Origin of the sequence: Serratia sp. AKBS12, assembly GCF_024793895.1 — a bacterium.
Lineage (GTDB): Bacteria > Pseudomonadota > Gammaproteobacteria > Enterobacterales > Enterobacteriaceae > Serratia_F.
Map to the genome: position 1 here is coordinate 120444 of NZ_JANUSB010000015.1, position 23207 is coordinate 143650.

At 58.7% G+C, this 23207-nt stretch carries 15 protein-coding genes; 2 read left to right on the plus strand and 13 right to left on the minus strand.

Features of this window, described 5'->3' with window-relative positions; genetic code table 11:
* Positions 1-200: 200 nt before the first annotated feature.
* The 8 genes from yegQ to NYE85_RS10505 form a co-directional block, all read right to left on the minus strand.
* Positions 201-1553 (minus strand): tRNA 5-hydroxyuridine modification protein YegQ, encoded by a 1353-nt coding sequence (gene yegQ, locus NYE85_RS10470; RefSeq protein WP_259004667.1) that lies wholly within the window; start codon positions 1551-1553, stop codon positions 201-203.
* 173 nt (positions 1554-1726) lie between these two features.
* On the minus strand, positions 1727-2065 hold the full coding sequence (locus NYE85_RS10475; RefSeq protein ID WP_004959869.1) for a YegP family protein: 339 nt from the start codon (positions 2063-2065) through the stop codon (positions 1727-1729).
* 178 nt (positions 2066-2243) lie between these two features.
* Positions 2244-2960: a two-component system response regulator BaeR gene (gene baeR, locus NYE85_RS10480; protein WP_259004668.1), complete on the minus strand. Its 717-nt coding sequence runs from the start codon at positions 2958-2960 to the stop codon at positions 2244-2246.
* Positions 2960-4351: a two-component system sensor histidine kinase BaeS gene (gene baeS, locus NYE85_RS10485; RefSeq protein WP_259004669.1), complete on the minus strand. Its 1392-nt coding sequence runs from the start codon at positions 4349-4351 to the stop codon at positions 2960-2962. Before baeS ends, baeR begins: the two co-directional genes overlap by 1 nt.
* Positions 4351-5715, minus strand: a complete 1365-nt coding sequence (gene mdtD, locus NYE85_RS10490) for a multidrug transporter subunit MdtD (RefSeq protein ID WP_259006301.1) — start codon at positions 5713-5715, stop codon at positions 4351-4353. The genes baeS and mdtD overlap by 1 nt, the downstream gene beginning before the upstream one ends.
* Before the next feature lie 139 nt (positions 5716-5854).
* Positions 5855-8935, minus strand: coding sequence for a multidrug efflux RND transporter permease subunit MdtC (gene mdtC, locus NYE85_RS10495; protein ID WP_259004670.1), 3081 nt, complete (start codon positions 8933-8935; stop codon positions 5855-5857).
* Positions 8932-12051, minus strand: coding sequence for an MdtB/MuxB family multidrug efflux RND transporter permease subunit (locus tag NYE85_RS10500; protein ID WP_259004671.1), 3120 nt, complete (start codon positions 12049-12051; stop codon positions 8932-8934). The genes mdtC and NYE85_RS10500 overlap by 4 nt, the downstream gene beginning before the upstream one ends.
* Positions 12051-13298, minus strand: a complete 1248-nt coding sequence (locus NYE85_RS10505; RefSeq protein WP_259004672.1) for an MdtA/MuxA family multidrug efflux RND transporter periplasmic adaptor subunit — start codon at positions 13296-13298, stop codon at positions 12051-12053. Before NYE85_RS10505 ends, NYE85_RS10500 begins: the two co-directional genes overlap by 1 nt.
* 362 nt (positions 13299-13660) lie before the next feature.
* Here NYE85_RS10505 and NYE85_RS10510 point away from each other — a divergent pair, with 362 nt between their 5' ends.
* On the plus strand, positions 13661-14287 hold the full coding sequence (locus NYE85_RS10510) for a pyridoxamine 5'-phosphate oxidase family protein (protein ID WP_259004673.1): 627 nt from the start codon (positions 13661-13663) through the stop codon (positions 14285-14287).
* Positions 14288-14442: 155 nt separating this feature from the next.
* On the opposite strand, the gene yegD is transcribed toward NYE85_RS10510, so the two are convergent.
* Positions 14443-15795 carry a molecular chaperone gene (yegD, locus tag NYE85_RS10515; protein ID WP_259004674.1) on the minus strand — a complete coding sequence of 451 codons (1353 nt, stop codon included), beginning with the start codon at positions 15793-15795 and terminating at the stop codon, positions 14443-14445.
* 173 nt (positions 15796-15968) lie between these two features.
* On the opposite strand from yegD, the gene alkA reads away from it, so the two are divergent.
* On the plus strand, positions 15969-17462 hold the full coding sequence (alkA, locus tag NYE85_RS10520) for a DNA-3-methyladenine glycosylase 2 (protein ID WP_259004675.1): 1494 nt from the start codon (positions 15969-15971) through the stop codon (positions 17460-17462).
* 18 nt (positions 17463-17480) lie between these two features.
* Here alkA and mgtE read toward each other — a convergent pair whose 3' ends face one another.
* From mgtE to ppk1, 4 genes are all read right to left on the minus strand, one after another.
* On the minus strand, positions 17481-18914 hold the full coding sequence (gene mgtE, locus NYE85_RS10525) for a magnesium transporter (RefSeq protein ID WP_259004676.1): 1434 nt from the start codon (positions 18912-18914) through the stop codon (positions 17481-17483).
* A 106-nt stretch (positions 18915-19020) separates the two neighbouring features.
* Positions 19021-19173 (minus strand): YfgG family protein, encoded by a 153-nt coding sequence (locus tag NYE85_RS10530; RefSeq protein ID WP_259004677.1) that lies wholly within the window; start codon positions 19171-19173, stop codon positions 19021-19023.
* A 359-nt stretch (positions 19174-19532) separates the two neighbouring features.
* A complete protein-coding gene (ppx, locus tag NYE85_RS10535; RefSeq protein WP_259004678.1) occupies positions 19533-21083 on the minus strand; it encodes an exopolyphosphatase in 1551 nt (516 codons plus the stop codon).
* Between the two features lie 10 nt (positions 21084-21093).
* Entirely contained in the window at positions 21094-23157 is a 2064-nt protein-coding gene (gene ppk1, locus NYE85_RS10540) for a polyphosphate kinase 1 (RefSeq protein WP_259004680.1), read from the minus strand.
* Between the last annotated feature and the right edge of the window lie 50 nt (positions 23158-23207).

Consider the following 23207-nt stretch of genomic DNA (forward strand, 5'->3'; position numbering starts at 1 on the left):
TTATTGACGCAATAGAAAAAAGAAAAAGCCAGCCCAAGGGAGATTGGACTGGCTAAGGAGGTGGTTCCTAGTATTGCTATGCAAGTATTTTTCGTTATTGGTTTTAAGCAGCCTGATATTAACCAGGCTGACAGCAAATTACCGTGATCCAATTCTAATATTTGCCAAAAAAACCGCGGCAGCGACGGCAACGGGGCTAATCAGGCGGTCGGGTTATTTCCCTGTGGTAAATTACGGATCAGTAACGCATATTCCAGCTCGATATCCTGCGGGATCGGTAAATAAACAATGTGGCCGTTACCCGGCGCCACGTCTATTGGCTGGTCTTTTTTATTGCGCATGTTCTCCAGCGTAAACTGGATGTTGCCGCCCGGCGTCATCAACTCAACGTTGTCGCCACAGGAAAATTTGTTTTTTACGTCAACTTCGGCCCAACCGTCGCGACGTACGCCGGTGAATTCCCCGACAAACTGCTGGCGTTCGGAAACCGAAGAGCCGTACTCATAGTTTTGCTGCGATTCATGGCTATGACGGCGCAGGAAGCCTTCGGTATAGCCGCGGTGCGCCAAGCCTTCCAGCGTGGTGAGCAGCGACGGATCGAACGGTTTGCCGGCGGCGGCGTCGTCTATCGCCCGGCGATAAACCTGAGCGGTGCGGGCGCAATAGTAAAACGACTTGGTGCGGCCTTCGATTTTTAACGAATGCACGCCGAGCTGCGTCAGGCGCTCTACGTGCTGGATGGCACGCAGATCCTTGGAGTTCATGATATAGGTGCCGTGCTCGTCTTCAAACGCGCTCATGTATTCGCCCGGCTTCTGCGCTTCGGACAGCATAAACAGCCGGTTGGTCGGCGCGCCGATGCCCAGCGTCGGCTCGACGGTTTGCAGCGGGATGGGCTCATGTTGGTGAACGATATTGCCCGCGTCGTCTTCCTTGCCGGGTTCCGCCTTGTATTGCCAGCGGCAGGCGTTGGTACAGGTGCCCTGATTCGGATCACGCTTGTTTATGTAGCCAGACAGCAGACAGCGGCCGGAGTAGGCCATGCACAGCGCGCCGTGGACAAAGATTTCCAGCTCCATGTCCGGCACCTGGCTGCGGATTTCCGCGATCTCTTCCAGCGACAGCTCGCGCGACAGAATGACACGCGTCAGCCCCATCTGCTGCCAGAATTTCACCGTCGCCCAGTTGACCGCGTTGGCCTGCACCGACAGGTGGATCGCCATTTGCGGAAAGGCTTCGCGCACCATCATGATCAGGCCAGGGTCCGACATGATAAGCGCGTCCGGGCCCATCTCAATCACCGGTTTCAGATCGCGCAGAAAGGTCTTCAGTTTGGCGTTATGCGGCGCAATATTGACCACCACATAGAATTTTTTGCCCTGCGCATGGGCTTCGTTGATGCCGAGCGCCAGATTTTCATGATTGAATTCGTTATTGCGTACCCGCAGGCTGTAACGCGGTTGGCCGGCGTAAACCGCATCGGCACCATAGGCAAAGGCGTAACGCATGTTTTTCAGCGTTCCGGCCGGGGAGAGGAGTTCCGGTATAAACATGAAGGTTCTCAGTCTGATTTCAGGTCAGTACCACGCCACCTGATGGCGCGGTGAAAGCGCAGAATTGTAACGGCAGCCCGCGCCAAAATCAGCAATTAACCGGAATTATTCAGGGGAGATTGATCTGCATCATGTGGAAAACGCGCGGCCGTGGCGCCGCGCGTAAAAAAGCCTCAGGCGCTCAGATCGCGCACGTCGGTCGTCGGGCCGTTCTTGATCACCGACTGGATACCGCTTTTGGCGCTGGCATCCGAGCTGTACATCTGGCTGACGCCGATGATCTGATGGTTTTTGGCTTTCAGCACGAAATACGGTTTGTCGCTGCTGCTGACCTTGGTTTCGTATTGCGCTTCGTTGGGGGAATTGGTTTGCACCGAAGCAATACCGTTCTCCGCCGACGCCTTGCTGGCGTACATTTCGCTGGAAAGAATAATCTCTCCATTACTGGCTTTCAGGGTGAAGTGGTACTGTCCGTTGGACGACTTTTTCAACTCATAGTGGCCGGTTGCCATGGGTCCTTCTCCTGTTGGGTCGATAATTGCAGTAAGTGTAGTCAATCCCTTGAATTTTGGGCGACTGTGCAAACAGACCTAATTAGCGTAGCGTAAAAAAACGCCGAAATATTTGCGGCCGTCGGAAATTTTCATTTTGCCGCAGGCACAACGCACAGGAAGCTAACCACCCGGTGGCTCAGAGAGGATTGACCAACCGGCACGCTTCCGCCTCCCAACGGTAACCGACACCATATACCGAACGGATAAACGCCTTTTCACCGTCGAGCGCTTCCAGCTTGCGGCGCAGATTCTTGATATGGCTGTCGATAGTGCGGTCGGTGACCACGCGATAATCGTCATACAGGTTGTTCAGCAGTTGCTCGCGTGAAAAAACGTTGCCGGGCTGGCTGGCGAGGGTTTTCAGCAGGCGAAATTCCGCCGGCGTGAGATCCAGCATCTGGCCTTGATAACTGGCCTGAAAACGCGGTTCGTCGATGTATAGCAGGGCATCTTCCTGCTGGGGTTCCTGCGGCCGGTAGCAGCGGCGCAGTATGGTTTTCACCCGCGCGACGACTTCACGCGGGCTGTAGGGCTTGCAAATATAATCATCCGCGCCGATCTCCAGCCCCAGCAGCCGATCGATCTCTTCGATTTTTGCCGTGACCATCACGATCGGCAGCTCGGTAAAGCGGCGCAGTTCGCGACAGACCGACAGGCCGTCGCTGCCCGGCAGCATCAAATCCAGCAGGATCAACGCCGGCGGCTGCTGATGCACCGCCGCGACTACCTCACTGCCGTTGGTCAGCCAGCGGGTGGCATAGCCGGCAGCCTGGAGATAGTCCACCAGCAATTGGCCCAGCTTGGGCTCATCTTCGACAATCATGATCTGCAATGGCTGATTTTGCGTTTCCATTAGGGCGCCTTGTTCTTTACCGACGAAATTAGGTCGGGGAATTCTACCGTAATACGCACGCCACCCAAAGGCGAGTGCTGCGCACGGATATGGCCGCCGTGCGCTTCGACGATGTTTTGGCTGATGGAAAGGCCAAGGCCTGAGCCACCGCTGGCGCGGTTGCGCGATGCCTCGGTGCGATAAAAACGTTCAAAGATGCGCGACAGTTGCTCGTCGTTGACACCGGGGGCGCTGTCCTGCCAATAGATAACCAGCCTGCTGGCGTGCGTTTCGATGCCGATCTCCAGCTTGCCGCCGGCGTCGGTATAACGCAGGCTGTTTTCCAGCAGATTGTTGAACAGTTGATTGAGACGATCCGGATCGCCGAACAGCAACGCGCGCTCCGGCAGGCGAGTGACAATCTCCAGGCCCTTGGCGTGGAAACGTTCGCGAAACACCGCAACGGCTATTTGCAGCAAATGCACACAGTCGACCCGGGATTTGCGGTAGGCCAGCGCGCCGAGATCGGACAGTGACAGCTGATGCAGATCGTCAACCAGTTTGGTCAGGGTGGACACTTCTGCCTGCAATGAGCTGAGCGACGCCGGCGTCGGCTGGCGCACGCCGTCTTGCAACGCCTCCAGCTCACCGCGCAGCACCGCCAGCGGAGTACGCAGTTCATGCGATACGTCGGCCATGAAGGCACGGCGCATCTGTTCGTTTTTTTCCAGCGAGGTGGCGAGCTGGTTGAAGTCCAGCGCCAGGCGACCCAGCTCATCCTGACTGCTGACCGCCACCCGCGCGCTGAAATCGCCGGCTGCCAGACGGTGGGTGCCGGCGACCAACCGCTTCACCGGTGCCAGCAGGCCGCGCGACATCAACAGCGTGACCGCCGCCGCCAGCAGGGTCGACAGCGCGACAATCCACCAGCTGGTGCGACGCTGCTGACGGTCGAAGTTAATGTCGGCGTTGCGGGTCAGGCGTTCCGGTGGGGTGGCGATCACCCAGCCGACAATTTGATTGTTGTAGCGAATCGGCTGGCGGTTGCCTTCCTGGGGAATGTGGCCGGCGTGGCCGACCAGCCGATTGTACTGGCTGTCAACCACCCAGAACTGGGTGCGCCAGCCTTTGGGTGGCAGGTTGTGGCTGCTGTCGCTGTTCTGTTCGAACGAACGCATGATCTGGTAGACCACCTGATCGTTGTTGCGCAGAAACTGCCAGTTGCCGTGGCGGCTGTATTGGTCTTCCAGCGCATCGCTGAGCATGGCGATACGCTGTTCGTTACTGTGCTTGATGTAATCGATAAAGCCGCGTTCGAAGCTGAGACGAACGCCCCAATGCATGGTGATCAACACCAGCATGCAGGTGGCGAAGATGGCTAAAAACAGCTTTGCGGTAATGCCTATTCTCATTAAATCCTCGTTGAGCTGTTACCCGGCCCTTTGGTCAATGTGCGGTTGGTGATGTTGATGACCGGTACGCGAGCGAAGGCCAGCGCCGGCAGTGCAATGATCAGCGCCATGCACAGGTAGCTGTAGATGAAGGCATTGTGGATCGCCGGGCTGTCGGCCACCACCTGATGGTGGGCAAAGCTGCCGATTAAAATGCCGGCGATGCTGACGCCGATGCTCATGGAAAGCTGCATCACCATCGACAGCAGGCTGTTGCCGCTGCTGGCGAGCCGGTCCGGCAGGTCTTTCAGCGTCAGCGTATTCATCGCCGAAAAGCGCAGCGAGTTGATCATGCCCTGGAACACCAGCACCACCGGCAGCAGATACAGCCAGCCCAGCATCGCCACCAGCAAAAATAGCACGGTGATCAGCGCCAGCAACAGGGTGGCATACACCAGCACGTTGCGATAGCCAAAACGGTTGACCACCTGCACCACGATGCGTTTCATGCCCATGCTGCCAAGGATCATCGGGATCATCATCAATCCGGCGTGGAACGGAGAAAACCCCATGCCGACCTGCAGGAACAGCGGGGTCATGAACGGTAGCATGCCGCTACCGATGCGCCCCAGCAGGCTACCGGACAGGCCGACCTTATAGGTTTCGGTAGCAAACAGCGACAGCGAAAACAGTGCCCGTGAATTGCCACGGGCATACCACCAGTAGCCTGCCAGCGCGGCGGCACCCAGCGCCACCAGGCCAGCGATGGCGGCCGCCGACAGCCCCATGCCCTTATGGCCGTCGAGCGCCAGCGTCAACGCCGCCATACCGATGGCCAGCATGATAAAGCCGCTGATGTCGAAGCGCCGGGTCTGCATGCGGTAGTTGGGCATCAGCATCAGCGTGGCGATGGCGCCGGCAATGCCGACCGGAATGTTGATCAGGAAAATCCAGTGCCAGCTGGCGTATTCCACCAGAAAGCCGCCGAGCGCCGGTCCCATCAGCGGGCCAATCTGCCCGGGCAGGGTAACGAAGGTCATTGCCGCCATGTATTGGTCGCGCGGCACGATTTTCATCACCGTCAGGCGGCCGACCGGCACCATCATGGCGCCGCCGATCCCCTGTACCACACGCCAGGCAATCAACTGGTTCAGCGTTTCCGCACGGGCGCACAGCAGTGAGCCGAGGGTAAATAACACGATGGCACTGAAAAATATCCACTTTACGCCGACCTTATCCGCCAGCCAGCCGCTGGCCGGCAGCATTACCGCCACCGTCAGCACATAGGAAACTATCACCGATTGCATGCGCAGCGGGCTTTCACCCAGGCTGACGGCCATGGAAGGTAACGCGGTATTGACGATGGTGGTGTCGAGCGTTTGCATGAAAAAACCAAATGCGACGATCCACAGTTGCCATTGTACGGACGCGGGTTGCTGTTTCACGAACCTTGCTCTCCCCCTGGTCTCTCACGCCGCGGATGGATGGGGCAGTGCCGAATCAGGCACCGCCCGGCCTCATCGGTTATTCAGGTAATGGTTGCAGTTTTTTGCCGCGGCGAAAACGCATTTGCAGCCGGTCGAAATACAGGTAAATCACCGGCGTGGTATACAGCGTCAGCAACTGGCTCATCAACAGCCCACCGGCAATGGTAATGCCCAGCGGCTGACGCAGTTCGGCACCGTCGCCGCTGGTCAGCACCAGCGGTAGCGCGCCAAACAGCGCGGCCAGCGTGGTCATCATGATCGGCCTAAAGCGCAGCAGGCTGGCCTGGAAAATCGCCTCGCGTGCGTTGATGCCGCCGTTGCGTTGCGCATCCAATGCGAAATCGACCATCATGATGGCGTTTTTCTTGACGATGCCTATTAACAGCATAATACCGATCAATGCGATCAGGCTAAACGAGGCATCGAACAGTTCCAGCGCCAGCAAGGCGCCGACTCCGGCGGAGGGCAGGGTGGACAAAATGGTCAGCGGGTGGATGTAGCTCTCGTACAGTATGCCAAGCACGATATACACCGTGGCGATGGCGGCGACGATCAGCAACAGCTGGGATTGCAGCGTCTCCTGGAATACCTGTGCGGTGCCGGCAAATGCGCCGCGTACCGTACCGGGCACGCCGAGCGCGGTCATGGTGCGTTCGATGGCCGCGGTGGCGTCTGACAGGCTGCCGCCGTCCGGCAGGTTAAACGAAATGGTCGAGGCCGCCGACAAGCCCTGATGGTTGACCGATAATGGCGCGTTGGCCGGTTGCCAGTGGGCGAAATACGACAGCGGGATCGCCTTGCCGTCGTTATTGATCACGAACATTTTTTCCAGCGAACTGACATCCTGGGTATAGGGCGGCGCCACTTCCATCACCACCTTGTACTGATTGAGCGGCTGATAGATGGTCGAAACCTGGCGTTGGCCAAAGGCATTATTGAGCAGGTTATTGGCATCGGAAACGGAAATGCCCAGCCGCGCCATGGTTTCGCGGTCATACACCAGATCCATTTCCGACCCCTTGTCCTGCTGGTCCGAATTGACGTCCGCCAGTTGCGGCAAGGCAGCCAGCGCGGTGCGGATCTTCGGTTCCCATTCGCGCAGCGCACTCAGATCGTCGGCCAGCAGGGTGTATTGATAGCTGGCGTTCGACTGCCGCCCGCCAACGCGAATATCCTGCACCGCCATCAGAAACAGACTGGCTCCCGGCTCCTGCGCCAGCTTGGCGCGCAGTCGGGCGATGACCTGCTGCGCGTTGGCGCGGCGTTCGGATAACGGCTTGAGCGAAATGAACATCGAACCGGCATTGGTGCGTGAACCGCCGGTGAAACCGGTAACGTTGTCGACGTCGGGATCTTCACGCACGATTTTCATAAAGTCTTCCAGCTTGCCGCGCATTGCCTGGAACGAAATGCTCTGATCCGCCTGTATGAATCCCATCAGGCGGCCGGTGTCCTGCTCGGGGAAAAAGGTTTTCGGGATGCTGACATACAGCCACACGTTAAGGGCGATGGTGGCGAGAAACACCGCAAGGATCCAGCGCGAATGGCCAAGCACCCAGTTGAGGGAACGCCCGTAGCCCTGCTGCAACGCCACCAGCAGTCGGCCGAATCCGCGATTGCGACGCTGGGCTCGCGCCGGCTGGTGGCGTAGCAGATAGGCGCACATCATCGGCGTCAATGTCAGCGAAATTATCAGCGACAGGCCAATGGAAACTGACAGCGTGACGGCGAATTCGCGGAACAGTCGGCCGGGCAAGCCGCTCATCAATAACAGCGGGATAAATACCGCCACCAGCGACACGCTCATGGAAAGCACGGTAAATCCGACTTCGCGCACGCCTTTCAACGCGGCGTGCAACGGCTTTATGCCGGCTTCGACGTGGCGCGAAATGTTTTCCAGCACCACGATGGCGTCATCGACCACAAAGCCGGTGGCAACGGTGAGCGCCATCAGCGACAGGTTGTTCAAACTGAAGCCGCACAGATACATGGCGGCGAACGAACCGATCAGCGAAACCGGTACCGCCACCGCCGGGATCAGCGTGGCACGGCCGGAGCGCAGGAAGATGAACACCACCAGAATCACCAGCCCAATGGCAATGGCCAACGACTGTTCGACTTCCGCCAGCGAGGCGCGGATGGTGGGGGAGCGATCCTGCGCGATGTTCAGATGGATCGAGGCGGGGATGGTTTCCTGCAACGTCGGCAGTTCGGCGCGAATGCGATCGACGGTTTCAATAATGTTGGCATCCGGCGCGCGGCTGACGGTCAGAATGATCGCCGGCTCGGCGTTGGTCATCCCGGCGTTGCGCACGTCCTGCACCGCGTCCTTGACCTCGGCGACGTCACCGAGCCGCACCGCCGAGCCATTGTTGTAATGCACGATCAGCGGCTGGTAGTCGGCGGCGGTTTTCAACTCGTCGTTGGCCTGTAGCTGCCAGCGCTGCTGCTGGTTTTCCACCGCCCCCTGCGGCCGGCGAACGTTGGCACTGCTGATGGCCTGCCGTACGCCGTCGAGTGAAATTCCCTGATTAAATAACGCACCCGGGTTGAGTTCCACCCGTACTGCCGGCAGCGAACTGCCGCCCACCGACACGTCGCCGACCCCTTCGGTCTGGGCGATTTTTTGCGCCAGCTGGGTCGAGGCGAAATCATACAGCTGCCCCTGGCTATAGGTGTCCGAGGTCAGCGTCAGGATCATGATCGGTGCGTCTGACGGGTTCACCTTACGGTAGCTGGGGCGATTGGGCATGCCGGTTGGCAGCAGGCTTTGCGCGGCGTTGATTGCCGCCTGCACGTCACGTGCCGCGCCGTTGATATCGCGATCCAGATCGAACTGCAAAATGACTCGAGTGCTGCCTAGCGAACTCATCGAGGTCATTTCGTTGACGCCAGCAATGCGGCCAAGCGCGCGTTCCAGCGGCGTTGCCACCGATGACGCCATGGTTTCCGGCGACGCGCCGGGCAGCGAGGCGCTAATGACGATCACCGGGAAATCCACCTGCGGCAGCGGTGAGACCGGCAATAGCCGGAACCCCATTACCCCGGCGATGGCAATCGCCAGAGTCAGCAGCGTGGTGGCCACCGGCCGGTAGATGAACAGGGCAAAGAATTTCACGGCAGCTCCTGCGGGTCGGGCTGACGGCGAGTATTACGCGCCAGTTTGTCAAACAGCAGGTAAATCACCGGCGTGGTGAAAAGCGTCAGGATCTGGCTCATGACCAGACCACCCACCATGCATACCCCCAGCGGATGGCGTAGCTCGGCGCCGACGCCGGTGCTGAGCATCAGCGGCAGTGCACCAAGCAGCGCCGCCAGCGTGGTCATCAATATGGGCCTGAAACGCAGCAGACAGGCCTGATAAATCGCATCGTACGGCGTCATGCCCTGTTCACGTTCGGCGGCCAGCGCAAAGTCGATCATCATGATGGCGTTTTTCTTGACGATGCCAATCAGTAAAATGATGCCGATAATGGCTATCACGTCCAGCTCGCTGCCCGCCGCCATCAATGCCAACAGTGCGCCGACGCCGGCGGTCGGCAGGGTGGACAGAATGGTCACCGGGTGGATAAAGCTCTCATACAACACGCCGAGCACGATATACATTGCAACAATTGCCGCCAGGATCAGCCACAGGGTGCTGCCAAGCGCCGCCTGGAATGCCAGCGTGGCCCCCTGGAACCGGGTGGTGATGTCATTGGGCAGATTGAGTTGCCGTTCCGCCTGGTTAATGGCGTCCACCGCCTCGCCCAGCGAATGGCCATCCGTCACATTGAACGACACCGTTGCCGACGGGAACTGGTCAAGGTGGTTGACCGACAGCGGACCAAAGCGCTGCTCTATTTTTGCCATGGCGCTGAGCGGCACAATGGTGCCGTTGCTGCTGGTCAGGCGAATATCGTTGAGTGCCGTCAGCCCTGGCGTCTGGCTGACGTCGTGCTCCAGCACCACGCGGTACTGGTTGGCCTGGGTGTAAATGGTGGAGATCAGCCGTTGGCCAAAGGCGTTATACAGCGCGTTGTCGATGTCGCTCATGCTGATGCCGAGGCGCGAGGCTGAATCGCGATCGACGTTGACGTAAGCCACCAGCCCCTGATCGAGCCAGTTGCTGGTCACGTCGGTCAACTCGGGCGTCTGTTTCAGCGCCGCCAGCAGTTTCGGCACCCACAGACTCAGCTCATCCAGCGACATCGCCTGTAAGGTAAATTGGTACTGGGTGCGGCTGACCTGGGTATCAATGGTCAAATCCTGCACCGGCTGCAGGTACAGTTTCATGCCGGGGAAATGCGCAGTTTGCCGTTGCAGGCGGGCAATCACCGCCGGAATGCGATCGCTGCGTTCATTGAGCGGCTTCAGATTGATCTGCAGCCGGCCGCTGTTGAGCGTGGCGTTGCTGCCGTCGACGCCGACGAACGAGGTCAGGCTTGCCACCGCCGGATCGCGCAGGATTTCTGCGGCTACCTGCTGTTGGCGTTCGGCCATATTGCTGAACGACACGCTTTGCGGCGCTTCCAGCGTGCCCTGAATGATGCCGTTGTCCTGTACCGGGAAGAAACCCTTGGGGATCAGCAGATACAGCAACACCGTCAGCGCCAGCGTGCCCAGCGCCACGCCGAGCGTCAACCATTGGTGGTTGAGCACCACCTTCAGCCAGACGCCGTAGCGGGCGATCGTCCGGTCAAAGAACCGTTCGCAGGCGCGAGAGAAACGGTTTTGCCGGCGCAGCGATTCATGGCTGAGCATGCGTGCGCACATCATTGGCGTCAGCGTCAGCGACACCACGGCGGAAATCAGGATCGCCACCGCCAGCGTAACGGCGAACTCGCGGAACAGTCGGCCGACGATGTCGCCCATAAACAGCAGCGGGATCAGCACCGCCACCAGCGAGAAGGTCAGCGAGATAATGGTGAAGCCGATTTCGCCGGCGCCTTTCAGCGCCGCATCCCGCGGCTTTTCGCCTTTTTCGATGTAGCGCGAGATATTTTCGATCACCACGATGGCGTCGTCGACCACAAACCCGGTGGCAATGGTCAACGCCATCAGCGTCAGGTTGTTAATCGAAAAATCGAGGAAATACATGGCGGCAAAGGTGCCGACCAGCGACAGCGGTACCGCTACGCTGGGAATAATGGTGGCGGGCACGTTGCGCAGAAAGACGTAAATCACCATCACCACCAGTGCAACCGCCAGCAGCAGTTCAAACTGTACGTCATTGACCGAAGCGCGAATGGTGGTGGTGCGGTCGGTCAGCACCTTGACGTCAACCGACTTCGGCAGGCTTTTGACCAACTGGGGCAGCATGTCGCGAATGCCGTCGGAGGTGGCGATCACGTTCACCCCCGGCTGGCGCTGAATATTGAGCACGATCGCCTGCTGTTGGTTGGCCCAGGCCGCCAGACGCGTGTTTTCAGCACCCTGCTCGATGGTGGCGATGTCCTGCAGGCGGATTGCCGCGCCGTTCTGATAGGCGATGATCAACTGGCGATAGTCTTCGGCCGATTTCATCTGATCGTTGGCGGACAGCGTGACCGAGCGGGTTGGGCCATCGAGACTGCCCTTGGCGGAATTGACGTTGGCGTTGCTGATGGCGCTGCGCACCGTTTCGCTGTCCAGACCGTAGGCGGCAACCGCCGCAGCGTTCAGCTTGACCCGTACCGCCGGGCGTTGCCCACCGGACAGCGTGACCAGTCCAACGCCGTTCACCTGGGAGATTTTCTGCGCAACGCGGGTTTCCACCATGTCTTCCACCTGGGTCATCGGCATGGCGCTGGAGGTGACCGCCAGCGTCATGATCGGCGGATCGGCAGGGTTGACCTTGCTGTAGATCGGCGGGTAGGGCAGGTCGCTCGGCAGCAGATTGGTGGCGGAGTTTATCGCCGCCTGCACTTCCTGCTCGGCAACGTCGAGCGGCAGTTCCAGCTGAAACTGCAACGTAACCACCGACGCGCCGCCGGAGCTTTGCGATGACATTTGCTTGAGGCCGGACATCTGGCCGAACTGGCGTTCCAGCGGTGCCGTGATGGCCGAAGTCACCACGTCCGGACTGGCGCCGGGGTACAGCGTTACCACCTGAATGGTCGGGTAGTCCACTTCCGGCAGCGCGGAAACCGGTAATGCGCGATAGCCGATAATACCGGCCAGCAGAATGGCCAGCATCAGCAGCGTGGTGGCGACCGGGCGCAGAATAAACAGGCGGGATGGCCCGCCACCGGCGTTCGGCGGTGTGGCGTGCATCAGGATTTCCCTTGAAGGTGCGGTTGCTGGCGCGGCTTGGCCGCCGCCGGGGTTTCCTGCGGCGTCAGCACTTCAACCTGCGCGCCTTCGGTCAGGCGATCGATACCGTCGGTTACCACCCGGTCGCCGGCGCTCAGGCCGGCGCTGATCACCACCTGCTGGCTGTCCTGCACCCCGGCGGTCACCAGGTGCTTGCTGACGCGATTATCGTCGCTCAGGGTCCAGACAAAGTTGCCTTCGTTGCCCATTTGCAATGCGGCGGTCGGGATCACCACCGCGTTGTGCAGGGTGTCGACCTTCAGCCGTGCGTTGACGAACTGATTGGGAAACAGCGCGTCGTCCTGATTGTCAAAACGCGCTTTGAGTTTGATGGTACCGGTGGCGGTATCAATCTGGTTATCCAGACTCAGCAGTGCGCCGCTGGCGAGCCGTTGCTGATTGGTGCGATCCCAGGCTTCCACCGTGACCGGGCCGGCTTTTTGCGCCTTCACCAGATCGGCAATATTGCCCTCGGGCAGGGTAAATATCACGTCGATCGGCTGCGTCTGGGTGATCACCACCAGCCCGGTGGTGCTGCCGCTGCTGATATAGTTGCCGACGTCCACCAGCTTCAGGCCGACGCGCCCGTCAATCGGTGCGGTGATACGGCTGTAGGTGATTTGCAGTCTGGCACTGTCGACCGCGCCCTGATCGGCCTTGATGGCCCCTTCGGTCTGGCGCACCAGCGCTTGCTGCGCGTCGAGTTCCTGACGTGATATCAGGTTGGTTTTCACCAGTTGCTGATAACGCGCCAAATCCTGCCGGGCATTGGCCAGCGTGGCCTGATCCTTCGCCAATTGCCCCTGCGCCTGGGTAAGCTGGACGTTGAACGGTCGCGGATCGATTTCCGCCAGCAGATCCCCGGCTTTTACCTGTTGTCCCTCGGTAAAGTGCAGCGCCATCAGTTGACCATCGACGCGGCTGGTGACGGTCACGGTATTGGCGGCGGTAGCGGTGCCCAGCCCGGACAGATAACGCGGCACCGTCTGTTGGCTGGCGGTGGCTGCCTGCACCGGAGACATCGGCATACCGCGCCTACCGGCGGCAGGCGTTGCGCGTGCGTCCTTGCCGGCGGCCTGGCGGGCGCTTGGCATCGCCTCGGGCTGCGTCGCAGAGAAATGGCGCCACAGCATAACGGCAGCAATAACCACGATAATCAGCGCCAGCAGGCGCAGTATCCAGGAGCGACGTGTGGGGTTTGCATTCATGACGGTGAAAATTTTCTCCAAAGGCAGGCGTACTGACGGGCATTGATTGCCGAAAAGCGGTCTTTCTATAGGATACTAGTTTAGCGGTTGGAGACTTGATAAAAATGAAGGAAAAATGGAGGAATCGTCAGTTTTCCATGAAGAGTTCGGGGATTTTCCGTATTCCAGACTAATCTTGTCTGTTAGTACGGCTTTTTATCGCGTGCCGGGTGCGACGCATCTGGCTGGTTGAGCCTGACTCGACGCGGAGGTTATGCAGCGGTTGCAGCAGGCCAGTGCCGCATAGCCGACCCTTGCTCTCCTTTGGCGGGATTTTGCTCTATCCTCAATGGGGGTCTAGATGATTCACTCAGGGAGCAGCAATGTGCAACGAGACCGTTAACGATTTAGCCACGCTTGAGCAAATTTACGGCCAACCGGCCGCCCCGTCGGTGTTCAAGGAAGTCAGTTACCTTCACCCGTCCTATCGCCCCTTTATCGAGGCCGCTACCTTTGCCGCGCTGGCGAGCGTGGGGGCGGACGGTATGGACGTGTCGCCGCGCGGCGATCCGGCCGGTTTCCTGCATATCGAGGATGAAAAAACGCTGTTGTTGCCCGATCGACGCGGCAACAATCGCATCGACAGTCTGCGCAATATTCTGCATGACAACCGCGTCGCGCTGCTGCTGCTGATTCCCGGGGTGAATGAAACGCTGCGTATCAACGGCCGGGCAGAGATTGTGATCGCCCCAACGCTATTGCAACGCTTTGCCCATCGCAACATGTTGCCGCGCTCGGTGCTGCGTATCACGGTGGAGGCGGTATTCTTTCAGTGCGGCCGGGCCATCTTGCGTTCCGGCCTGTGGGATGCGTCGACGCAGATCTCGCGCCAGTCGCTGCCCAGTACGGGTACCCTGCTGGCCGAAATCAGCAAAAGCAGCAAAAGCGGCTTTGACGGCGAGCAGTATGACGCCGAACTGCCGCAGCGGCTGCGCGATACGCTGTATTGACTCGCTGACATCAGCCGCGTGTACAGCTCGTCGAGGCTGTCCCGTTCGGTTTTGCCGGCGGTATCGAACCGCGGCATCGGTGAGTGTCAGAAGGGAGATTCCCGCGCCCTCATCTCTTGCCAGCGCGGGAATTTCAGCCCGTAGCCAATGACGAGCTAGCGAAACAGCGTTTGTGCCCAGCGCGCCAAGCCGGCGGTGACCGAGCCGAAGTCGTTGCCGCCGACGATCGGAATGCCTGGCAACTGTTGCTGTAGTGCGGCGCGCAGCAGCGGCGAACGTGCACTACCGCCGGTGAGATAAATCACCTGCGGTGTGCTTTGGCTGGTGGCCAATGCCGCAGTAACCTGTTCCTGGATCCGTTGCAGCGGCTGTGCAATTGCCTCGGCCAACTGACCCTGGCCGATGGTTTCAGCCAGATCGGGCTGAACGAACGCCAGCGGCACCTGGGTACTGTCCTGAGCGGACAGGGCTATTTTGCTTTCTTCTGCCGCCCGCACCAATCGGTAGCTCAGACGTTGCTGATAGACCTTCAGCAGGCGCTGAACCTTCTCCGGTTCGGCGGCGTCGCGGATCAGATCGCGCAACAGACGGGCATTGGCGCTAGCATAAAAATCGTTCTGCGCCGGCACGTCGTTGGTGGCAACCGCGTTCCAGTAAGGCAATGCCGGCAGCGCGATGCCTTTTTCGGTTTCGCCGCCCATGCCGAACAGCGGCATCAACTGCTTGAATGCCAGCATGATATCCAGATCGTTACCGCCAACGCGGCAGCCGCTGTGGCCCAGCAGGCTTTGCTGACGGTCGGCGCGATCGCGCCATTGCGGGCCCATCAGCAACACCGAGCAGTCGGTGGTACCGCCGCCGATATCCACTACCAGAACGGTTTTTTCTTCGCTCAGCGTAGCTTCAAAATCCAGCCCGGCGGCCACCGGCTCGAACTGGAACTCGATGTCTTTAAAGCCGGCGCGCTGGGCAGCACGTTGCAGGATACCCTGCGCCTGTTGGTTGGCCTCGTCGCCGCCGGTGCCCTGGAAGTTGATTGGACGGCCAATCACCGCCTGATCGATCTGCTGCTGCAACGCCCCTTCAGCCTGGCGCTTGATGTGGAACATCATGGCGCATACCAAATCTTCGAACAGCGCGATCTGCTGCGCTTTCAGCCCGTTGGCCCCGAGGAAGGATTTGGGCGATCGAACGAAGTACACCTCTTGCGGATCTTCGACGTAATGCGCCAGCGCTTGCAGGCCGAACAGCACGCTATCGGCATTAACCGGAATGTCTTCCTCGCGGTTGAAGCTGATGGCGCGTCGCAACAATTGCTGATTTTCGTCGCTGCCGGTCGGTACCTGCCAATGGCGGTGCAGGCACTCGCTAACCGCTTCGCGCGTTGGCGCGCACAGCATTGACGGCAAATAGGGTTCGTTGTTTTCCAACGCCAGCAACTCTGGGCCATTGTCGCCCATGACCGCCACGGAGCAGTTTGCTGTTCCATAATCAAAACCAATAAACATTGTCTTTCCCCATGCCAATGAAGGGGGGCGACTTTACCCGAGAGCGGGCGTCTGGGCAACGTGCAGCGCGTCAAGCGGCTAAAAATTTAGCGCAGTGGCCGTTGGCATGCTTAACTGTTTGCCACAGGTTAATGTCCGAATTCCGCACGTCAGGGCGCAGCGCGAGCAGCATAATGATGAAAAAACCGACATTGAGCGTAATCATGAGTAATCAACAGGCATTATATGCCGCGCTGCAGGCGCGCGATCGCAAGTTTGACGGCCGATTTTTTGTCGGTGTTTCTTCAACCGGTATCTATTGCCGCCCGGTATGCAGCGCCCGCACGCCAAAAATTGAAAATTGCAGCTTTTACCCCAGCGCGGCGGCGGCCGAACTGGCCGGGTTTCGCCCTTGTCTGAAATGCCGGCCTGAACTGGCACCGGGGCTGGCGCTGATCGATCTGGGCAACCGCTATGCGCAGGTGGCGGTACAGCTGATTGAGCAGGGCTATCTTTCCGAACACGGTTGTGAAGCGCTGGCGGCGCGGCTGGGGATTTCCGATCGTCATCTGCGGCGGATATTTGCCGAACGCTTCGGCGCGTCACCGATTGATTATGCGCAGTCGCATCGGCTGTTGCAGGCCAAACGGCTGTTGGCAGATACCAGCATGCCGCTGAGCGAAGTGGCGTTCGCCGCCGGTTTCGGCAGTCTGCGGCGCTTTAACGAGCTGTTCAAACAGCGTTACCGCCTGGTGCCGTCGGCCTTGCGTGAAAGCAGCGCGCGGCAGTCTCGCGCCGCTGCCAGCGGACTGGTGTTTCACCTGGGCTATCGGCCGCCGTACGACTGGGCACGCATGCTGACATTTTTACAGGCACGTGCGGTTAGCGGCGTGGAAAGCCTGCGGGACGGTCAGTATTGCCGCTCCATTGCGTTGCAGCAGGGTGGGGAGGAATATCACGGTTGGGTCAGCGTACTGCCGGAGCCGGCGCGCAACCGGGTGCGGGTAGAGATTGCGCCGTCGCTCAGCCGGGTCACCACCGAGGTGCTACGGCGCGTACGTCAGCTGTTTGATCTGGACGCCGCACCCGATCTGATCGCCGATGCGCTGGGTGAGCTGGCTGCCGACGCGCCCGGCTTGCGGCTGCCCGGTTGCGTCAACAGCTTTGAACAGGCAACGCGCGCGGTGCTGGGCCAGCTGGTCAGCGTCAAGATGGCCGCCAGCTTTGCCGGGCGGATGGCCGAACGTTGGGGGACGCCGCTTGAGCAGCCGTACGCCGGCATCACTCACCTGTTCCCGACCGCGCAGCAGGTAGCGCAACTGCAACCGCAGGATCTGCGGCCGCTTGGTGTTCAGCTCAAACGCGCCGCGGCGCTGATCGCCATCGCCCGGGCGGTGGTGGAAGGGCGGCTGGCGCTGGATAACGTGCTGGATATCGATGCTGGCATCAAGGCGTTGACCGCACTGCCGGGGATTGGCAACTGGACGGCCAATTATATCGCGATGCGCGCCTGGTCATGGCCGGACGTATTTTTGGCCGGCGATTACCTGATTAAACAGCGTTTTCCCGGCATGACGCCGCGACAGATGGAACGCTACGCCGAACGTTGGCGACCGTGGCGATCTTACGCCACGCTGCACCTCTGGCACAATGAGCGCTGGCAGCCTCAGCCGGCGAGTGAGGAATAACCTGCCGGTCGCGCGGGCCTACAGCAGAAACAGCGTAGCGAGGCCAAGAAAGATAAAGAATCCGCCGGTATCGGTCAGCGCGGTGATCAGCACGCTGGATCCGACCGCCGGATCGCGGCCGAACTTGAGCATGGTCATTGGAATGACGACGCCCATCAATGCCGCGACCAGCAGGTTAAGTATCATTGCCAGGGTCATCACGCCGCCCATCGCCCAGTCGCCATACAGCAGATAGGTCACTACGCCCATGATACCGCCCCACACCACGCCGTTGATGACTGCCACGCCCAGTTCCCGGAGCATCAGTCGCGATATGTTGCCAACTTCGATCTGGTGCAGGGCCAGGGCGCGCACGATCATGGTAATGGTCTGGTTGCCGGTGTTGCCACCGATGCCGGCGACGATCGGCATTAACGCCGCCAGCGCTACCAGTTGGGAGATGGTGTGCTCGAACAGACCAATGACGCGCGAGGCAATGAAGGCGGTGCACAGATTGATCGCCAACCAGGCCCAGCGGGTTTTTACCGCTTTGCCGACCGGAGCGAACACGTCTTCTTCCGGGCTCAAGCCGCCCATCCGGCGCAGGTTGCTTTCGCTTTCCTCATTGACCACGTCGACGATTTCTTCGATGGTCAAACGCCCCATCAGCTTGCCTTTGGCGTCGATCACCGGTGCGCTGATCAGGTCGTAGCGTTCAAATGCACCCGCCGCCGCTTCGGCCTTGTCCTCTGGCTGAAAGGTGGTGGGATCGCTGTCCATCACCTCGAATACCGGCGTTTGCGGATCGTTGAGCAGCACCGCGGTCAGCGGCAGTTCGCCCAGCAGGGTATTTTTACGATCGGTAACGAAGATTTTATCGGTCGCATCGGGAATGGTTTTGCGCAGGCGCAGAAAGCGGTGCACCGCGCCCAGCGTGACGTCGGCGCGTACCGTGATCAGCTCGAAGTTCATCATCCAGCCGACGGTTTCTTTGCCGTAGTGCATCATTTCGCGCACTTGCGCCCGTTCATCAGGTTCCAGCGAGGTGAGCAGCCGCCCCATCAGGTTACGCGGCAGAAATTGCGCCAGATAGGCTTGTTCATCGACGTCCAGCGTCTTGATCGCCTTGAGCAGATCCTTATCGCTCATCTCTTCGATCAGGCTGTCCCACACCGGTTCGGCAACTTCCACCAGCGTTTGGCCACGCTTGGCGTTGCCGACCAGCCGCCACAGCGCCAGCCGCTCGTCCTGCGGCAGCGCTTCCAGCAGGTCCGCCAGATCGGCGGCGTGCATGTCTTCGACAATCTGGGTGATTTCAGCGGTCTGATTGAGCCGTTCACTTTTGTCGAGTGGTTGCCCGTCGCCGGGACGGCCAAGAATGCCATCGACCAGCTCTTTGTTATTCAATAGCAAAGACAGAATGCGCTGACGGTATTCAGCGACTTTTTTGACGTTATGTGTAGCGGCTGACATGGTATTCCTTAACGCGTTACTCGCACAGTTCCCGTATGACGGCTTTAACAAGATAGAACATGCTGACGCAGGACGTCAGTTTTATGGGGCACAACAGAAGGTGGGGTTACAGACGTTGGTCGTACTGTTGCGAGGACGCTTTCTTCTCCTGGTGATGCGGCACGGCAACTACGGCTGCGTACAGTAATCGGCCGATCAGTATGATAAAACTGACAAACAACACGATCTTGGTCATTTGTCCGGTGGTTCTTTTTTTCATATATCACCCGAAGTTATCGGTTCCTTATCAAGGGGTTGGCAGCAGCCTGCTGCGCACGATTACTGCAAGTTTAGGCCGGGTGAATAAAATTTGTCTATTTGTTTCCTGAATGGTTTAGCCATCGTTTAGCGTTTATTTTACGCGGTATAGGGGCTCGGCCGGTTTTCATTGCCGCTATCATGCCGATTGTGATGCGCCGGGCGTGGCTGGCGGTGAGGCGGGATATGCCAGGAATTAGCGCCGGTGCGTTGCGTAATCGATGCCGACCAGACGATGGCCGCGGGGGATAGCGGGCGGTATGCCGCCACGCCACGTTACCCGGCTTGCCCTCTGGGGGATCAAGGCAAGCCGGTAAGGCGTTATGCCGAACGCTGTTCGTCGTTCTGGGCGTCTTCTTCTATCATCAGTTTCCAGCCAACCACGTCGTTCCAGTAGGCCTGTTCACGTTCAAAATCCAGTTGCACCAGATTGTTCTGCGCCAGATAGCCGGTCGGGAAGCGCAGCGTCCAGTGATTGTCATCGGTGATCAAACGCAGCGTTTCCGGCGTGGTGGTAGACTGCCGCTGGTTGTTGAGCAGAGTGCTCAAGCGCAACAGCTGAATCAATGGCAGATAATGTTTCTTTTTGAACAGGTTCAGGCGCGGCAGCTCATCCAGCTTGATTGCCTTGCGGTGGAAGCGTACCAGCGCTGCCAGCAATAATTGCTGTTCCTGATTAAAGCCCGGCAGATTGGAGTTTTGCAAAATATACGCCGAGTGGCGATGCATGCCGCTGTGGTTAATGCTCAGGCCGACTTCGTGCAGCATTGCCGCCCACTTCAGCAGGGCTTCCAACTGCGGATGCACCAGCTTGGTGTTTTGCGCCATCCACTGTGCGTACAGCAGCTCGGTGGTTTCCAACACTCGTTTGGCCTGTTCACGATCGATATTATAGTGATCGGCCAGGCTTTTGGCGGTGCGGCTGCGGATGTCCTGATGGCGGAAACGGCCTTCCATTTCATACAGTACGCCTTCGCGCAGCGCGCCGTCAGACAGGCGCAGATCGCGGATCGCCAGCGCGTCAAATACCCCGCACAGAATAGCCAGCCCGGGCACAAATACCGATTGGCGATCCTCCGACAGGCCCGGCAGGCTGAGGGCGCTGAAGTTTTTGAACTGCAGTACTTGCTCGACCAGCATTTCCAGCCGGTCAGGGGTGATCAGGCCGTCTTTCTCGCCCAGTTCCACCAGTACTTCATGCGCAGCCTTGATGGTACCCGAGGCACCCAGTGCGTACTGCCAGCCCTGGATGCGGTACTGCCAGGCCAGGGTTTCCAGCTTTTGCGCGGCGGCGAGGCGCGCGCGCTTGAAGTTGGTCTTGCTGATTTCGCCGCCGGGGAAAAACATCTGGGCGAAGCTGACGCAGCCCATGCGGCGGCTTTCCGCCAGCAGCGGTTCGAAATCCTCGCCGATCACCAGTTCGGTTGAGCCGCCGCCGATGTCGACCACCAGCTTGCGGCCTTTTTCCGGTTGGGTATGCTCGACGCCCATAAAGATCAGGCGCGCTTCCTCCTGCCCGGAGATGATTTCAATCGGGTAGGGGATGACCTTCGCGGCGCGCTTGAGAAACGCTTCGGCATTGACCGCCTGACGCAGGGTGTGGGTACCGACGATGGTGACGTTATCCGCCGGAAAGCCTTGCAGCCGCTCGGCAAATAATGCCAGGCAAGCCAGACCACGTTCTATAGCCTCTTCACTGAGTACATTGTTGGCATCCAATCCATCGGCGAGGTGAACCCGTTGTTTCAAACGGCCTAAAACCTGCAAGGCGCCGTTGACAACGCGGGCGATCACCATGTGGAAACTGTTCGAGCCAAGATCGATGGCAGCAATTTCCTGCGGTTTATGAGTTGTGGTGCTGTTTAGCGGCATAGTTACTGGCCTAGTGTCCTGGTTGTTCCAGAGCGTTTAAATACTCGTAAATGGCAATCTGCGACCGCACCTTGCGGCGGTTGCCGCGCGGCACGTACTGATTGCTCAGTTCTTTATCAATATAACGGGCTTTGACCGTGTCGCTAAACAGGATCTCCAAAATATCCAGCACCCGCTGTTTGAGCGCCGGATCCAGCAGAGAAACCGCCACTTCGATACGGTAATCGATGTTGCGGGTCATCCAGTCGGCAGACGACAGATAGACTTTTTTGTCACCCTTGTTTTCGAAAACGTAGACGCGATCGTGTTCCAGATAGCGGTCAACGATACTGATAACCTGAATATTGTCACTGATTCCCGGCAGGTTGGGAATCAAAGAACACATTCCGCGCACCAGCAGGCGGATTTTTACGCCGGCGCCAGAGGCGGTATATAACCGATCCACCAGCCCTTTATCCACCAGATTGTTTATTTTCAGCATAATGCCGGCCGGTTCGCCCGCCTGCGCGTTGGCGATTTCATTGTCGATCAGTTGGTACAGCATGCGGCGCGAGTTTTGCGGCGACACCATCAGGTTGTCGAAGCTGACCGGGCGGTACGGGTTTTCAATAAAGTTGAATACCCGCCGCACTTCGTTGGTGATGCGTGCATCTGCGGTCAATAGCGAGTAGTCGGTATAAATGCGCGCGGTTTTCTCGTTGAAGTTACCGGTGCCGATGTGCGCATAGCGCACGATAGCATCGCCCTCGCGGCGGGAAATCAGGAACAGTTTGGCGTGGATCTTCAGGCCCGGCGCCGAGAAAATAACGTGAACCCCGGCTTCGGTCAGGCGTTTTGCCCAATGAATATTGGCTTCTTCGTCAAAACGTGCCTGCAATTCCACCACCACCGTGACTTTCTTGCCGTTGTGGGCGGCATGGATCATCGATTCGATGATGCGCGAGTCTTTCGCCACACGATAAATATTTATTTTTATCGCCAGTACGCTGGGGTCGAACGAGGCCTGACGCAGTAGTTCCAGCACGTGCTCGAAGGTGTGGTAAGGGTAGTACAGCAATACGTCCTTTTCCCGAATGGCATCAAAGCCGTTACGGAAGTTGTCAAACCAGATATGGCGCAGACGCGGCAGCGGTCGGTTGACCAGATTGGCTTTACCGACGTTAGGGAAGCTGATGAAATCCTTGAAGTTGTGGTAACGACCACCGGCAATCACCGAGTCGTAGTTGGAAATGCCGAGCTTGCCGCGCAGCAGTTCGACCATTTCGTTTGGCATATCGCGCTGATAGACAAAACGCACCGGTTCGGCGGTCAGACGCTGCTTCAGGCTGGAGGACATCAGTTCCAGCAGGCTGGATTCCATTTCGGTTACCAGATCGTATTCGGCGTCGCGCGTCATCTTCATCGAATAGGCGTTCAACGCGTCGTAATCGAAAAAGCCCTTGAAGATATCATCCAGGCAGTAGCGCAGAATGTTATCCAGCAGGATCATTGGCTTGCGGCGGCGCGGCGCTTCCGGCGGCAGGTTGACAAAGCGCGGAACCTTATCGGACGGAATTTCCAGCAGCGCGTAGTCGATGCGCGTCCCGCGGATGATTTCGACCGCCAGATAGGTGTAGTCGTCCTTCAGGAACTGCACCAGATTGGTGTCATGGTTAATCAGAATCGGGGTAATGTGCTGGCGCAGGTGCTGTTTGAAATACTGCCGCAGCCAGATTTGCTGATTTTCCGAAACCTGTCGCTCGTTAATCAGGAAGATCTGATTACGAGCCATTTCCAACAGCAGATCGTTGTACAGGCTGTCGAACTCCTGATCGGTTTTCAGCACCTTCGCCTGGATTTTTTTCAGCAGATGGCGTGATGCGCCGGCGGAGCCCTGTTCTTCGCTGATCAGGATACGCCGCTTCAAGTCGGCAAAGCGGACTTTATAAAACTCGTCAAGGTTGTTGGAGTAAATGCCAAGAAACCGCATGCGCTCAATCAGGGGATTGCTCTTATCTGCGGCTTCCTGCAATACGCGCTCATTAAAGGATAACCAGCTTAGTTCTTTTTCGATGTAGAGCTTTTCCTGACCCATTATTACTCCGCTTTTGCATGGGGAAAATCGAATGGCATCCTCTATGATTC